The sequence below is a fragment of the Streptomyces sp. DF42 genome (genome assembly GCF_058267695.1).
Map to the genome: position 1 here is coordinate 6,803,118 of NZ_CM177859.1, position 13,224 is coordinate 6,816,341.

Here is a 13,224-nt window from a genome sequence, read left to right on the forward strand (position 1 = left end):
CGATCACCAGCGATCACCACGGGGGAACAGCCATGTACAGGAACAAGCCGCGCGCCGCCCTGACGGCCGCCGTCCTCGCCGTCGCGCTCGGTGGCGTCGCCGCCCTGCCCGCGGCGGCCGCGCCGGCACCGGAGCCGCGCACCGAACGGGTCACGGTGGCGGGCACCGGCGAGCAGGGCACCGACCACGCCGGCGGACCGTATCTCAGCGCCGACGGCCGCTATGCCGCCTTCGCCTCCTACGCACCGAACCTCGTGCCGGGTGACACCAACGGCGTGCAGGACGGTTTCGTCCGCGACCTGCGCACCGGGCGGGTGGAGCGGGTCAGCGTCACATCCGACGGCGTGCAGGCCGACCGCGGGACCTCGCCCGTGGCCATCAGTGCGAACGGGCGGTACGTGGTGCTCGTCTCGACCGCGGACAACCTCACCGACTGGCCCGCGCCGAAGGAGTACTGGGCCCAGGACGTCTATGTGCACGACCGCGTCACCGGCCGCACCCAGCGGGTCAGCACGACACCGGACGGCGGGTCCTCCTACGCCCACGGCGACGCCGCGATCTCCGACGACGGGCGGTACGTCGCCTTCAACGCCCGGCCGAGCCGCATGGAGACCAGCCGGCCGGGCATCATTCTGCCCGCCGTGTACGTCACCGACCGCCGCACCGGCGAGGTCGAGCGCATCACCAACGGCGATCACCCCGACCTCGGCTCGTACTTCCTGGACATGGACGCGACGGGCCGCCATGTCGCGTACGTGCAGAACGGCCCGCGCGGTGCGCCCGGCCCGCTGATGGTGCACGACCGCCGCACCGGCACCGAGGAAGCGGCCAACGTCACCCCCGAGGGCAGGCCCGGCGAGCGCTACGGCCTGGACCCCTCGCTCTCCGCGGACGGGCGCCTCGTCTCCTTCACCTACACCGGTGACGACCTGGTGCCGGGCGGCGCCGCCGACACCGATATCTACGTGCGCGACCTGCGCACGGACACCACCCGCGCCGTCGAGCACGCCGGTCCCGGCGGAGCCGGCGTCTTCTACGGATCCGTGCTCAGCCGCAGCGGCAGGTACGTCGCCTACTCGTTCCGGACACCGCAGGGCCCGGACAACGTCTACGTCCGGGACCTGCGCACCGGCACCTCCACCCTGGCCAGCGAGTCGACCAGCGGCGACCCGGTCACCGACGGCGATGTGTATGTCACCTCGTTCGGCGGTGACCGGCTGCTCGGCCTCGGCTCCGGCTCCGCCCAGCTGGTCCCCGGTGACACCAACGGCGTGACCGACGGATTCGTACGCCACCTGCGATGAACAGCACAGTGCTCGCATCGTGAGACGGACGGTGAGCGCGGGGGCGGTCTGTGCCAGACTTCCTCCGTGCTCTCGTTCGCCATGATTATTGGCAACAGGCGCGCCGGTCCGCAGTGACCGCCACGTACGACCAGGTACGGGCGGACACCGTCGTCCTCGACCCGCGCGCAGACCTCTCGCACCCGCGAGGGGTTTTTCGCTTTTCTGGCCCACCTTCAGCCGGGAGTAAAGCGCGAGGGACCATTGGGGGACGGTGGAGCCGGTCATTCCGGTACAGCCACATCCACTGGGATCCAACACAGGAGCCTTGACACCATGACCGAAACCAGCGAGCTCGACGATTCGTTCCACGTCTTCGACACCACCCTGCGCGACGGCGCGCAGCGCGAGGGCATCAACCTCACCGTCGCGGACAAGTTGGCCATCGCACGGCACCTGGACGACTTCGGCGTGGGCTTCATCGAGGGCGGCTGGCCCGGCGCCAACCCGCGGGACACCGAGTTCTTCGCCCGCGCCCAGCAGGAGATCGACTTCAAGCACGCCCAGCTCGTCGCCTTCGGCTCGACCCGCCGCGCGAACGCCAAGGCGAGCGAGGACCCGCAGGTCAAGGCGCTCCTGGACTCGGGCGCCGAGGTCATCACGCTGGTCGCCAAGTCCCATGACCGGCATGTCGAACTCGCCCTGCGCACCACCCTGGACGAGAACCTGGAGATGGTCCGCGACACCGTCTCCCACCTGCGCGAGCAGGGCCGGCGCGTCTTCGTCGACTGCGAGCACTTCTTCGACGGCTACCGCGCCAACCCGGAGTACGCGAAGGCCGTCGTGCGGGCCGCCGCGGAGGCCGGCGCCTCCGTCGTGATCCTCTGCGACACCAACGGGGGCATGCTCCCCGCGCAGATCCAGGCCGTCGTCGCGACGGTCCTCGCCGACACCGGCGCCCGGCTCGGCATCCACGCCCAGGACGACACGGGCTGCGCGGTCGCCAACACGCTCGCCGCGGTGGACGCGGGCGCGACCCACGTCCAGTGCACGGCGAACGGCTACGGCGAGCGCGTCGGCAACGCCAACCTCTTCCCGGTCGTCGCGGCCCTGGAGCTCAAGTACGGCAAGAAGGTCCTGCCCGAGGGCGCGCTGCGCGAGATGACCCGTATCTCGCACGCCATCGCCGAGGTCGTGAACCTCACGCCCTCCACCCACCAGCCGTACGTCGGCGTCTCCGCCTTCGCGCACAAGGCCGGCCTGCACGCCTCCGCGATCAAGGTCGACCCGGACCTGTACCAGCACATCGACCCCGAACTGGTCGGCAACACCATGCGGATGCTGGTCTCCGACATGGCGGGCCGCGCCTCCATCGAGCTCAAGGGCAAGGAACTCGGCGTCGACCTGGGCGACGACCGCGAGCTGGTCGGCCGGGTCGTCGACCGGGTCAAGGAGCGCGAGCTCAAGGGCTACACATACGAGGCGGCGGACGCGAGCTTCGAGCTGCTGCTGCGCGGCGAGGTCGAGGGCAAGCCCCTGAAGTACTTCGAGGTCGAGTCCTGGCGCGCCATCGTCGAGGACCGCCCCGACGGCATCCACGCCAACGAGGCCACGGTCAAGCTCTTCGCCAAGGGTGAGCGCATCGTCGCCACGGCCGAGGGCAACGGCCCGGTCAACGCCCTCGACCGCACCCTGCGCGTGGCACTCGAGAAGATCTACCCCCAGCTCGCCCAGCTCGACCTCGTCGACTACAAGGTCCGCATCCTTGAGGGCGTCCACGGCACCCAGTCCACCACCCGCGTCCTGATCTCCACCTCCGACGGCGCGGGCGAGTGGTCCACGGTGGGCGTCGCGGAGAACGTCATCGCGGCGTCATGGCAAGCGCTGGAGGACGCGTACACGTACGGTCTGCTGCGGGCGGGCGTCGAGCCCGCGGAGTAACCGCCGACGTATGCCGCTCGGACCCGGGGCGCCGCGCTCAAGCGGTGCCCCGCGGGTGTGTGCGGGGCCCGGGGCGGCGGGCATCTTGACGGGCTCACGGGCCACCAGTTAACTCACGAGGTGAACTAAGTCATTTGCGAAACACGAGAGGTGAGGGAAGGTCATGCGAAGAACCGCCCTGCTCGTCTCCACCGCCCTGCTCACCGCGTTACTGCCCTTCGCCGTGGCCCGGGCGGCCGACGACCCCGCCCCCGTCCCGGTCGACCGCTTCGAGGGAGAGGTCCCCTTCGCCTCCCAGCCCGCCGAGGGCATCTTCACCTGGGGCGGCGACAGCGACGACCCGCCCGCCCTCGGGCTGACCGCCCGCGCCGACGCCCCCGAGGGCGCGAAGGTCCTCACCGGCACCTACGACATCAGCGGCTACGGCGGCTTCACCCACGACTTCGCCGCGAACGAACCCGCCCACGACTGGTCCGCCCACAAGGGCATCCGCCTGTGGTGGGACGGTCAGGGCAACGGCGGGAAGATCGCCTTCGAGATCAAGGACGGCGGCGCGAACGGCGAGGCCTCCGAACTCTGGACGACCTCCTTCACCGACGACTGGACCGGCTGGAAACAGGTCGAGATCCCCTTCACCGACTTCGTGTACCGCACCGACTACCAGCCCGTCGGCGGCATCGACCACGTCCTCGGGCTGACACAGATGTGGGGGTACGCCGTCACCCTCCCGGCCGGTGCCAAGGGTCAACTCGCCATGGACGACGTCGAGTTGTACGGCAGGGCCGACCAATCGCTGCGCGCCTCCGTCACCACCGGCTCCGCCGTCCACCCGGTCAGGGAGGGCGAAACGGCCACCGTCGAGGTCACCGTCGCCACCACCGGCTCCGCGCCCCTGGGCGACCCGGTGACCGTCGCCTACGAGACGGCCGCGACCGGCACCGCCGAGCCCGGAAAGGACTACACCCCGGTCTCCGGCACCCTCACCTTCCCGGCGGGCACCGCGTCCGGCGCCACGCAGACCGTCAAGGTCCCCACCCTCCAGGACAGGTCGGCCGAGAACGCCGAGACCATCCCCCTCAAGCTCTCCGTCACCGGCGCCAAGGCCCCGGCCGAGACCCCGCAGGTCGTCATCGACGCGCACGGACTGCCGTACCTGGACCGCAAGTTGCCCGTGCGCAAGCGCGTCGCCGACCTGCTGTCCCGTATGAGCCTCGCGGAGAAGGCCGGCCAGATGACCCAGGCCGAGCGCGGGGCCGTCGCGGACGGGGGCGATGTCGCGACGTACGCCCTCGGCTCGCTGCTCTCCGGCGGTGGCTCCACGCCCACGCCCAACACCCCGGCGGCCTGGGCCAGGATGATCGACGGCTTCCAGCTCCGGGCGCAGGCAACCCGGTTCCAGATCCCGCTGATCTACGGCGTCGACGCCGTCCACGGCCACAACAACCTGGTCGGCGCGACGATCATGCCGCACAACATCGGCATCGGGGCCGCCAGGGATCCCCGACTCGCCGAGAAGGCAGGCGCGGTGACCGCGTCCGAGGTCCGCGCCACCGGCGTCCCCTGGGACTTCGCCCCCTGCCTCTGTGTCACCCGCGACGAACGCTGGGGTCGTTCCTACGAGTCCTTCGGCGAGGACCCGGCCCTCGTCCAGTCCATGGAGACGGTCATCCAGGGCCTCCAGGGCGCCGCGAACGGCAAGGACCTGAAGGACGACGACAAGGTCCTCGCCACCGCCAAGCACTTCGTCGGCGACGGCGGCACCGAGTACGGCTCCTCCACCACCGGCACCTACACCATCGACCAGGGCGTCACCAAGGTCACCCGGCAGCAACTGGAGGCCGTCCACCTCGCGCCCTACCGGACGGCCGTGGACCGCGGCATCGGCACCGTCATGCCGTCGTACTCCTCGCTCGACGTCCTCGGCGACGGGCAGGGCCCGGTGAGGATGCACGCCCGCGCCGACATGATCAACGGCGTGCTCAAGGGCCGGATGGGCTTCGACGGCTTCGTCATCAGTGACTGGAACGCCATCGACCAGCTCCCCGGCGACTACGCGTCCCGCGTCGACACGGCGGTCGATGCGGGCGTCGACATGATGATGGTGCCGTACGGCTACAAGGACTTCGGCTCGACCCTGACCGCCGAGGTGAAGGCGGGCCGCGTCAGCGAGAAGCGGATCGACGACGCCGTATCGCGCATCCTCACGCAGAAGTTCCGGCTGGGGCTGTTCGAGCACCCGTACGCGGACACGGGCAACGCCTCGCGGATCGGTTCCGCGGCACACCGGGCCGTCGCCCGGCAGGCGGCCGCCGAGTCACAGGTCCTGCTGAAGAACGCCAACGGGGTCCTGCCCCTGAAGAAGTCGCAGAAGGTGTACGTCGCAGGGTCCAACGCCGACGACCTCGGCAACCAGACCGGTGGCTGGACCGTCACCTGGCAGGGCGAGTCCGGCACCCACACCCGGGGCACCACCGTTCTCGACGGGATGCGGAAGGACGGTGACGTCACCTACTCCAAGGACGCTTCGGCGCCCATGGCCGGCTACGACGTCGGCGTGGTCGTCGTCGGCGAGACCCCGTACGCCGAGGGCGTCGGCGACGTCGGCAACGGCAACGACCTGGAGCTGACCGCCGCCGACAAGGCCGCCGTCGACAAGGTGTGCGCGGCCATGAGGTGCGCGGTGCTGATCGTCTCCGGGCGCCCCCAGCTGATCGGCGACCGGCTCGGCGAGATCGACGGCCTGGTCGCGTCCTGGCTGCCGGGCACCGAGGGCGACGGAGTGGCCGACGTGCTCTACGGCAAACGCGCCTTCACCGGCCAACTCCCGGTCACCTGGCCGAGGTCCGAGGCCCAGCTGCCGATCAACGTCGGTGACTCGGCGTACGATCCGCAGTTCCCGTACGGCTGGGGCCTGACCACGCTGACCACGGTGCCGGCGGGCGGTGCGGCGACGCTGAAGGCGCTCGCGGTAGCCGCCGGGGTCGCCGAGAAGGCCGGGGCCGACGACGCGGGGCGCGCGCTCGTGACGAAAGCCCGGCTGATCGTCCAGCAGAAGGCGGGCGGGAGGATCACCGCGGCGGTCGCGAAGCCCTTCGCCGACGCGGACCACCTCACCCTCACGCGGCACTACACAGCGGCCGTGCAGAAGCTGGCGGAGGCCTGGCGGGCCTCCTGAGGGATATCCGCCACCTGCGAGGATGACCAGTTTTGGGAGGCTTCGGGTAGCTTCGAACCATGAAGGCCGTCGTACGGACCCGAAGTCTCCCGGGGCTGCTCCTGGCCCTGCTGCTCGCCGCCCTGACCGTACTGTCGGCGGGCGCCCCGCAGGCCTCCGCCGCCACGAGCGTCTCCACGATCGCCCAGGCCCTGCGCAAGAGCCCGGTCTACGTGGACCCGGCGGCGGGGGCCCAGCTGTCGTCCGCCGACGCCCACGCCCTGGCCAAGCAGATCAAGGGCGCCGACAAGCCACTGTTCGTGGCGGTCCTCCCCGCCGGTTACCCGACGGCGAACCTCTTCCGGAACCTCCGCACCGCCACCGGCGTCACCGGCCTCTACGCGATCCGCCTCGGCGACCGCTTCGACGCCCGCGCCGACTCCTCCGTCCTGCCGCGCACCGCCGTGCAGAACCTCGTCACGGGGGTCCAGGGCGAGAAGGACGCCGGGACCCAGCTGACCGACTTCACGAACAGCGCGCTCACCAACATGGGCGGTTCGGCCCCGTCGAGCTGGGGGTCCTCCTCCGGCGGCGGGGTGTCGGCCACCGCGCTGATCACCGCCGGCGCGGTGCTGGTGGCCGGCGGAGCGGGCGCCTTCACACTCGTACGACGCAGCCGGCGGCGCAGGGCCGAGGAGCAGCGGGCCGCTCTGGAGCGGCTGAGGGTGGTGGTCGACGAGGACATCACCGCCTTCGGCGAGGAACTGGACCGCCTCGACTTCCACCCGGCGGAAGCGGGCGCCGACGACGCCATGCGCGCCGACTACGAACGCGCGCTGGACGCCTACGAGCAGGCGAAGTCCCTCATGGGTGCCGCCGCGAAGCCCGAGGACGTCCGCGCGGTCACCCAGGCCCTGGAGGACGGCCGCTTCTCCCTCGCCCAGCTCGCCGCCCGGCGTGAGGGCCGCCCGCTGCCCGAGCGTCGGCCGCCCTGCTTCTTCGACCCGCGCCACGGCCCCTCCGTCGCCGACGCCACCTGGACGCCCCCGGCCGGCGCCCCCCGCGAGGTTCCCGTCTGCGCGGCCGACGCCACCCGTCTCGCCGACGGCCGCGACCCCGTCGTCCGTGAGGTCGACACCGACCAGGGCCGCCGCCCGTACTGGGACGCGGGTCCCGCCTACGGCCCCTGGGCGGGCGGCTACTTCGGCGGCGGCCTCCTCCCCGGCCTCCTCGTCGGCACCCTCCTCGGCAGCATGATGGCCACCCCGTCCTACGCGGCCGACTACGGCTCCGGATACGGCGACTTCGGCGGCGGTTACGACGGCGGCGACATGTCCGGCGCGGACTTCGACCCCGGCGACTTCAGCGGCGGCTTCGGCGACGGCGGGGGAGGGGACTTCGGGGGCGGCGGGGACTTCGGCGGGGGCTTCTGATCCACTGGGAACGGTGGGTTCACGGTTCCCGCAGGTCGGCGAGCCGCTCCAGCAGCGGTCCCGCCAGCTCCAGGACACCTCGCTCCGTCGGGCTCAGTGAGGCCAGCGCGCCGGCCAGCCAGACGTCGCGGTCGGCCATGTCCCCCACCAGCTCCCGGCGTCCCTCCTCGGTGAGCGACAGCACGGTCCGACGCCGGTCGAGCGTGCTCGGTTCGCGCGCGATCAGCCCCTCGTCCGCCAGCTCGGCGAAGACCCGGGTCAGCGACTGCGGTCGCTGCCGCTCGGCCGCCGCCACCTCACCGGGTGTGGACGGCCCGTTCCGGTGCAGATGACCGAGCACCGACAGCTGGTTGGGACTGAGGTTCCCGGCGCCGCGCTCCTGGCGCAGACGGCGGTTGAGACGGACGACACCGCGACGGATGCGTGCGGCCTCGGGAAGGTGATCCATGACGCATATCCTAAGCCCCGCTTACTATCCACACCTGTCCTGCACGCGCAATTACTCGTATTCTCGTCGCGTGACCGCCAAACTAATACGCAATGCGTACGAAGCGGCGCTGACGATGACCGCCGTGCTGCTCTGCTGGGCCGCCGCCCTGGCGCTGGAGAGCACCCAAGGACTGCACACCGATGTGCTCGTCCTCGCGGTCGCCCTCGCCCTCACCCTCGCCTCCTTCCAGCGCACCGCCGACACCCGGCGGCGGCTCACCTCGCTGGGGGTGCTGCCCGTGACGGCCGGCGCCTCGATCTTCCTGGGCCGGCTGATCGCCTCGCACTACGCGATCGGTGCCGCCGTCTTCACGGCCGGGCTGGCGCTGGCCATCTGGATCCGCCGCTACGGTCCCGCCGCCGCCAAGGCCGGCACGCTGATGACCCTCCCGCTGATCGCCCTTCTCGTCGTCCCCGGACCCGCCCTGCCGCCCGAGGCGCAGAGCGGGCTGGTGACCTGGTTCTGGGCGGCGCTCATCGGGGCGCTGGCGTGCTGCTCGGTCTGGCTGGTGCAGGGGGCGGGGAACCGTTACGGGCCCTGGCGGGCGGAGCCGGCCCCCGAGCAACCGCTGTGCCGCTCCCGCCTCCACCCCCGCCCCAGCACCCGCATGGCCCTGCAGATGGCGGCCGGCGTCGCCGCCGCCTTCACCCTCGGTCATCTGCTGTTCGACGACCACTGGCCGTGGGCGGTCCTCACCGCGTACGTCGCCGCGAGCGGCAACCGCGGCCGAACGGACGTACTGCGCAAGGGAGTCGAGCGCCTGGCGGGAGCCTGTGCGGGCACGCTGCTGGCGGTGGGCGTGGCGGCGGCCGGCATCAGCGGGCATACCGCCGTGGCGCTGATGTTCGCCGTCCTCGCGGTGGCCCTGTGGCTGCGCCCCCTCAACTACGCCTACTGGGCCGCCGGCATGACCTGCGCCCTCTCGCTCCTCCTTGGCTACTTCGGCCAGGACGCCCAGCACCTGCTGCCGACCCGGCTGGAGGGCATCGCGCTCGGCGCGGCGCTGGCGGTGGCGTCGGCGTGGTGGCTGCTGCCGGTGCCACGTCGGCGTACGGCCACATGATGGCGTGAATCCGGCCGGCTCGACAGCATCCGCCGCGCCACACGGCAGGCCTGCGCGAGTTGATCGTGACCGGCCCGCACATGAACCGGCGGACGAGCAGCGGGCGTTCGGGAGAGGTGAACAGCCCGGAGCCGAACGAGGACAGAAACCGACCTACTCGCGGACTACGGTCCGCTCATGACCCAAGACCCGCGGTCCTTCGCCGCCGCCGACGACCTGGACGCCTGGCTCACCGCCCACCCCGCCCCGCACGCCGGCCTGTGGGTGAAGATCGCCAAGAAGGGCTCGGGTCTGGTCTCCGTCACCTGTGACGAGGTCAATGACGTCGCCCTCTGCCACGGCTGGATCACGGGTCAGCGCAAGGCACTTGACGCCGCGCACTACCTGCAGAAGATCACCCCGCGGCGGCCGGGCAGCCTCTGGTCGATGGTCAACGTCCGCCGCGTGGCGGAACTGACCGCGGCCGGCCGGATGCGCCCCGCGGGCCTCGCGGAGGTGGCCGCCGCGCAGGCGGACGGACGCTGGTCGGCCGCGTACGCGCCCCAGACGGAGGCCGAGGTGCCCGAGGACCTGGCGGCGGCGCTGGAGCGCACTCCCGAGGCGAGGGCGGCCTTCGACGCCCTCGGGCGATCCGACCGGTACCAGGTGATCCTCGGGCTGCTCAGGACGCGCACGGAGAGAGGCCGGGCGGCCCGGTTGGCGGCGGAGGTGGCGCGGCTCGGGTCGGGGGGTTCGGCCTCGGTCCGACGGGCCGGCGGCTGAGGGCTGACGGCTGCCCCGTCCGGCACACGGAGCGCCCGCCCTCCCTGTGCCGGGGGGCGGGCGCGCTCGCGCTCGGTCACGCGTTCTTGATCGCCGAGATGTCGAAGTTGAGCTTGATCTTGTCGGAGACCAGGACGCCGCCCGTCTCCAGCGCCGCGTTCCACGTCAGACCCCACTCGGAACGCAGGATCTCCGCCTTGCCCTCGAAGCCGACGCGCTCGTTGCCGAAGGGGTCCTTCGCGGCGCCGTTGAACTCGAGGTCGATCGTGATCGGCTTGGTGGTGCCGAGGATCTCCAGGTCACCGGTGATGCGGTAGTCGTCGCCACCGAGGGACTCGGCCGAGGTGGAGCGGAAGGTCATCGTCGGGAACTCCTCCGTCTTGAAGAAGTCCGCGCTCTTGAGGTGGCCGTCGCGGTCCGCGGACCCGGTGTCGATGCTCTCCATCTTGATGTCGAGGGACGCCGTGGACGCGGACGGGGTGCTCCCGTCCAGGTGCAGTGATCCACTGAAGTCGAGGAACTTGCCCTTGACGTTGGTGACCATGGCGTGCCGGACGGTGAAGCCGATCGTGGAGTGCGCCGCGTCGATCGTGTAGTCGCCGGTCAGCGCGGTCAGGTCGGGGTTGCCCATGACATGCTCCTCAGGAGTGATGTTGAATGTTGAACTACTCAACACGGACGACCGTAGACCTATTCCGCTCAGGCATCAACACCATCCGTGGAGTGTTGGCGTGCTGCCCCTGAGGTGGTAGACGCCCAGGGCATGAACCCACACCGCAGGGGCTCCATGAGACCCACCCGTCGCGCGGTCCTGCTCGCGGCGTCACTCCTGGCCGCGGCCGCGCCCCCCGCCCGGGCCGCCGGCCCCGACCCCTACGAGGCCCTGCGCCGTCGCTGGCTCGACATCGCCCTCGGCACCGACTACGACCCCGCGGCGGAGCCCTACGCCTCCCGCCTCGCCGAAACCGGCGCACTGGCCCGCACCGCCCGGGACACCATGGCCCCGGCCCCCACGTCCCTCTGGCCCGGCTACCCCTACGACCCACCGGCCGGCATCACCCAGAGCTACAGCCGCCTGTGGACGATGACCCAGGCCCACGCCCTGCAGGGCACCGGCTCCACCGGCGACCCGGCGCTCCTCGCGGACGTCCTGCGCGGCCTCGACCACCTCTCCGCCACGATCTACAACCCCTCCACCACCCGCTACGGCAACTGGTGGGAATGGCAGATCGGCAGCCCCCGCCTCCTCATGGACATCGTGGCCGCGCTCCACGGCCACCTCGGCGAGGCGCAGACCGCCGCGGCCTGCGCCGCCGTGGACCACTTCATCCCCGACTCGATGCTGACCGACTACTCCGGCACCTCCACCGGCGCCAACCGCGTCGACCTGTGCCGTTCGGTGGTTCTGCGCGGCATCCTGGGGCGCGCGGACGACAGGATCGCCCTCGCCCGCGACGCGCTCTCGCCGGTCTTCCCCTACGTCACGAAGGGGGACGGCCTGTACGCGGACGGCTCGTTCGTCCAGCACACCCAGGTCGCGTACTCGGGGACGTACGGACAGGTGATGCTCGACGGTCTCGGCCGCCTCTTCACGCTCCTCGCGGGGTCGGCCTGGGAGGTGAGAGACCCCAACCGCCAGATCGTCCTGGACAGCGTCGAGCACGCCTACGCGCCCCTGGTCCACGACGGGTTGGTGATGGACGGCGTCAACGGCCGTGCCATCAGCCGGGGTTACCTCAGCAGCGACGACCTCCACGTCATGCGCAGCGACCACTTCCACGGGCAGGGCATCATCGCGGCCATCGCCCTGCTGGCCGGCGGCGCGAGTGCGGCGGAGCGCGAGCGCTGGTACGCGGCCGTCAAGGGCTGGATCGAACGGGACACGGTGACACCGGTTCTGACGGCTCCTCAGTTCGGTGTCGCCGACCTGGCCCGGCTGCACGCCATCGCCGGATCGCCGGTCGCGGCAGCCCCGGAACCCGCCGGGCACCGGCTCTTCCCGGCCATGGACCGTGCCGTCCACCGCGGCTCCGGCTTCACCGCACACATCGCGATGTGCAGCGACCGCATCACGTACTACGAGTGCGGCAACGGCGAGAACCCGCGCGGGTGGCACACCGGCGCCGGAATGGTCTCCTGGTGGGCCGGTGAGCGAGGCGCTCAGTACACGGACTGGTTCTGGCCCACCGTCGACTGGTACCGCCTGCCCGGCACCACCGTCTCCACCCTCCGCCTCCCCGACAACGCGGGCGGCGAGTGGGGCGCGCCGAAGCCGGACGTGCGCTGGGTCGGCGGCACGACGGACGGCGAGTGCGCGGCCGTCGGCCAGCACCTCAAGGGCCTCGGCTCGACGCTCCGGGCCCGCAAGTCGTGGTTCTGCGTCGCGGACGCGGTGATCTGCCTGGGCGCCGGGATCACCTGCACCGACGGGGTCCCCGTCGAGACGGTCGTCGACAACCGCAACCTGGGGGAGGGCGGTACCCAGGAGTTCGTACGGGGCCGGGGCTGGGCCCACCTGGAGGGCCACGGCGGCTGGCTCCTGCCCGACGGCGACCCGCACGCCCTGCGCGAGGACCGCACCGGCGCCTGGTCCGACATCAACACCTCCAGTACGACGGAGCGGGCCACCCGGCGCTGGCAGACCCTCTGGCTCGACCACGGCACGGACCCGACGGACGCCGCATACGTCCACGTCCTCATGCCCGGCGCCTCCCGCCGGGCCGTCGCCTCGCGCGCCGCCGACCGCCACTGGCTGTCGCTGCTCGCCAACGACAGCGCCTGCCAGGCCGTCCTGGTCCCCTCCCGGGGTCTCACGGCCGCCAACTTCTGGCAGCCGGGAACGGCGGGCCCGCTGACCACCTCGGCGCCCGCGAGCGTTCTGCTACGCCGCCACGGCCGTACCGCTACCCTCTGCGTGAGCGAACCTCCCCGAACGGGCGAACCGATCGAGATCACCTGGGACCGTCCCGTGCGCGGGGTGAGCCGTGTGGACGACACGGTCGAAGTCCTCTCCACGGGCCGCCGCCTCACCGTCCGGGTTACCCCAGGTGTGTCATGTTCGACTCACCGATGTGAGCTGACTCTCAGCTGACCGCTTT

The 13,224-nt window shown here is 71.6% G+C and carries 9 protein-coding genes; 7 read left to right on the forward strand and 2 right to left on the reverse strand.

All coding sequences use genetic code 11. The features are described from left to right. Positions 1-32: 32 nt before the first annotated feature. The 4 genes from ACYUED_RS31325 to ACYUED_RS31340 all read left to right on the forward strand — a co-directional run bounded on the left by ACYUED_RS31325 (position 33) and on the right by ACYUED_RS31340 (position 7,811). The gene (locus tag ACYUED_RS31325) at positions 33-1,304 is read left to right on the forward strand and encodes a TolB family protein (protein ID WP_491287489.1); all 1,272 of its coding nucleotides are present in this window, start codon (positions 33-35) and stop codon (positions 1,302-1,304) included. Positions 1,305-1,619: 315 nt separating this feature from the next. After that, positions 1,620-3,224: a citramalate synthase gene (cimA, locus tag ACYUED_RS31330; RefSeq protein ID WP_491287491.1), complete on the forward strand. Its 1,605-nt coding sequence runs from the start codon at positions 1,620-1,622 to the stop codon at positions 3,222-3,224. A gap of 163 nt (positions 3,225-3,387) precedes the next feature. Next, a complete protein-coding gene (locus tag ACYUED_RS31335; protein ID WP_491287493.1) occupies positions 3,388-6,399 on the forward strand; it encodes a glycoside hydrolase family 3 protein in 3,012 nt (1,003 codons plus the stop codon). Between the two features lie 59 nt (positions 6,400-6,458). Beyond that, positions 6,459-7,811, forward strand: coding sequence for a hypothetical protein (locus tag ACYUED_RS31340; RefSeq protein ID WP_491287496.1), 1,353 nt, complete (start codon positions 6,459-6,461; stop codon positions 7,809-7,811). 19 nt (positions 7,812-7,830) lie between these two features. On the opposite strand, the gene ACYUED_RS31345 is transcribed toward ACYUED_RS31340, so the two are convergent. Next, on the reverse strand, positions 7,831-8,259 hold the full coding sequence (locus tag ACYUED_RS31345; RefSeq protein ID WP_491287498.1) for a MarR family winged helix-turn-helix transcriptional regulator: 429 nt from the start codon (positions 8,257-8,259) through the stop codon (positions 7,831-7,833). 70 nt (positions 8,260-8,329) lie between these two features. On the opposite strand from ACYUED_RS31345, the gene ACYUED_RS31350 reads away from it, so the two are divergent. Then, on the forward strand, positions 8,330-9,364 hold the full coding sequence (locus ACYUED_RS31350) for an FUSC family protein (RefSeq protein WP_491287500.1): 1,035 nt from the start codon (positions 8,330-8,332) through the stop codon (positions 9,362-9,364). A gap of 177 nt (positions 9,365-9,541) precedes the next feature. Next, complete coding sequence (locus tag ACYUED_RS31355; protein ID WP_491287502.1) at positions 9,542-10,126, forward strand: YdeI/OmpD-associated family protein; 585 nt, start codon at positions 9,542-9,544, stop codon at positions 10,124-10,126. A gap of 76 nt (positions 10,127-10,202) precedes the next feature. On the opposite strand, the gene ACYUED_RS31360 is transcribed toward ACYUED_RS31355, so the two are convergent. Next, positions 10,203-10,757, reverse strand: coding sequence for a YceI family protein (locus ACYUED_RS31360; protein ID WP_491287504.1), 555 nt, complete (start codon positions 10,755-10,757; stop codon positions 10,203-10,205). A gap of 156 nt (positions 10,758-10,913) precedes the next feature. Between ACYUED_RS31360 and ACYUED_RS31365 the strand changes: the two genes are divergently transcribed. Next, complete coding sequence (locus ACYUED_RS31365) at positions 10,914-13,217, forward strand: polysaccharide lyase 8 family protein (RefSeq protein WP_491287506.1); 2,304 nt, start codon at positions 10,914-10,916, stop codon at positions 13,215-13,217. Positions 13,218-13,224 lie beyond the last annotated feature (7 nt).

What these genes read in the sequence shown, in the direction of transcription:
- ACYUED_RS31325 (WP_491287489.1), top strand. Translation starts at nt 33, where the DNA reads ATGTACAGGAACAAGCCGCGCGCCGCCCTGACGGCCGCCGTCCTCGCC.
- cimA (WP_491287491.1), top strand. Translation starts at nt 1,620, where the DNA reads ATGACCGAAACCAGCGAGCTCGACGATTCGTTCCACGTCTTCGACACC.
- ACYUED_RS31335 (WP_491287493.1), top strand. Translation starts at nt 3,388, where the DNA reads ATGCGAAGAACCGCCCTGCTCGTCTCCACCGCCCTGCTCACCGCGTTA.
- ACYUED_RS31340 (WP_491287496.1), top strand. Translation starts at nt 6,459, where the DNA reads ATGAAGGCCGTCGTACGGACCCGAAGTCTCCCGGGGCTGCTCCTGGCC.
- ACYUED_RS31345 (WP_491287498.1), bottom strand. Translation starts at nt 8,259, where the DNA reads ATGGATCACCTTCCCGAGGCCGCACGCATCCGTCGCGGTGTCGTCCGT.
- ACYUED_RS31355 (WP_491287502.1), top strand. Translation starts at nt 9,542, where the DNA reads ATGACCCAAGACCCGCGGTCCTTCGCCGCCGCCGACGACCTGGACGCC.
- ACYUED_RS31360 (WP_491287504.1), bottom strand. Translation starts at nt 10,757, where the DNA reads ATGGGCAACCCCGACCTGACCGCGCTGACCGGCGACTACACGATCGAC.
- ACYUED_RS31365 (WP_491287506.1), top strand. Translation starts at nt 10,914, where the DNA reads ATGAGACCCACCCGTCGCGCGGTCCTGCTCGCGGCGTCACTCCTGGCC.